This is a genomic window from uncultured Streptococcus sp., assembly GCF_901875575.1.
Classification (GTDB): Bacteria; Bacillota; Bacilli; order Lactobacillales; family Streptococcaceae; genus Streptococcus.
In genome coordinates this window covers 1-1,882 of record NZ_CABFMF010000032.1, presented here as the reverse complement: position 1 = coordinate 1,882, position 1,882 = coordinate 1, and the positions used below count along the sequence as shown (strand labels likewise).

Genomic DNA, 1,882 nt, shown 5'->3' with positions numbered 1-1,882 from the left:
AAAGTATTAGACAATGCAAGTGCGACACCAGAACAAGTTGCAGCAGCAGTAGCGAAAGTAAACGATAAGAAAGCAGCATTAGAAGCAGCCAAAGCAGCGTTAGTAGGCAAGATAACTCAAGACCAAAAAGATGATTTAGCAAACGCTGAAGAAAATCTTAAATTAGCAGATACAACTGGTAAAGCTAAAGATAGTGTCAAAGCTTATAATGATGAAGTCGCTAAACTAAGTGATGAGTTAGCAGCTGCAAAACAAGCAGCTAAAGATTTATTAGATAAAGGAGATAATGCTGGAGAGTTAGAAGCTTATAGAGTTCAAGCTAAAATTAATAAGTTGAAATCTAAATTAGCAGAAGCAGCAAAACTTCTTAAAGATATCGATAAGTCAGCAGCTAAGAAAGAAGTTGAAGATGCGGCTAAGAATGCAAACGATGCAATTGATGATAATGCTGATTTAACACCTGAGCAAAAACAAGCAGCTAAGGCAAAAGTAGCAGAAGAAGCAACAAAAGCAATTGGCGACATCGATAAAGCAACAACTGAAGATGATGTTACAGCAGCTAAAAATGCTGGTAAATTTGCAATTGAAAAAGAAGCAGCGAAAGCAGAAGTAGAAGCAGCGAAAGCAGAAAAAGAAAAAGCAATTGATGCTAATGACAAACTTTCTGATGATGAAAAACAAGCAGCAAAAGATGCTGTAGAGGAAGCAGCAACAAATGCGATTCAAGCGATTGATGCAGCTCAAGACCAGTCAACAGTAGATAGTGCGAAAACAACTGGTAAAGAAGCCGTAGCAGCAGTAAATCCAGTCGGCAAAGAAAAAGCATTAGATGCGATTCAAAAAGCAACTGAAGATAAACTTGCTGAAATTGATCGTGATGATAAATTATCAGATAAGGAAAAAGCCAAAGCCAAAGCAGAAGTTGCGAAGGCTGCAATTGATGCAGTGAATGCAATTAATGAAGCAACAGATCAAGCCGCAGTAGATGCGAAACAAACTGAAGGAACAAAAGCTGTATCAGAAGTAAATCCAGTCGGCAAAGAAAAAGCAAAAGCAGAAATCGAAAAAGAATTAGCTGAAAAAACAAAAGCGATTGATTCAAATCCAGATTTAACAGATGCTCAAAAAGCAGAAGCTAAAGCGAAACTTGCAGAAGAAGCTAAGAAAGCCATTGATGCAATTGATCAAGCAAAAACAACAGAAGATGTTGCCTCAGCTAAAGAATCAGGAAAACTAGCAATAGAAAAAGAAGCAGCAAAAGCAGAAATCGAAGCAGCAAAAGCAGCGAAAGAAAAAGCAATTGATGCAAATCCAGATTTAACAGAGGATGAAAAAGCAGAGGCTAAAGCAAGAGTTGAAGAAGAAGCAGAAGCAGCGAAAAATGCAATTGACAAAGCAACAGAATTATCTGATATTGAAAAAGTAACTGAAACTGGAAAAGATGATATCAAGAAAGTAACAGTAACAAGTGCTAAAGAAGAAGCTAAGAAAGCAATAGATGAAGCCTTAGCAGCCAAAGAAAAAGCAATTGACGCAAGAACTGATTTAACTCAAGAAGAAAAAGAAGCAGCTAAAACAGCGGCAAGAGAAGAAGCAGAAGCAGCGAAAAATGCAATTGATAAGGCAACAACATCAGAAGATATCAATAAAGTATTAGAAGATGGAAAAGACAATATTGCGAAGATTAATCCAGAAAATCTTAAAGATAAAGCTAAGAAAGCAATAGATGAAGCCTTAGCAACCAAAGAAAAAGCAATTGACGCAAGAACTGATTTAACTCAAGAAGAAAAAGAAGCAGCTAAAAAAGCGGCAAGAGAAGAAGCAGAAGCAGCGAAAAATGCAATTGATAAGGCAACAACATCAGAAGATATCAATAAAGTAT

Annotated in this window: 1 protein-coding gene; it reads left to right on the top strand. The window is 36.7% G+C overall.

Annotated elements, in window-relative coordinates; all coding sequences use genetic code 11:
* Nucleotides 1-1,882: DUF1542 domain-containing protein (locus QZ114_RS06960; RefSeq protein WP_295501394.1), on the top strand; the 1,882-nt coding region annotated here is incomplete at both ends.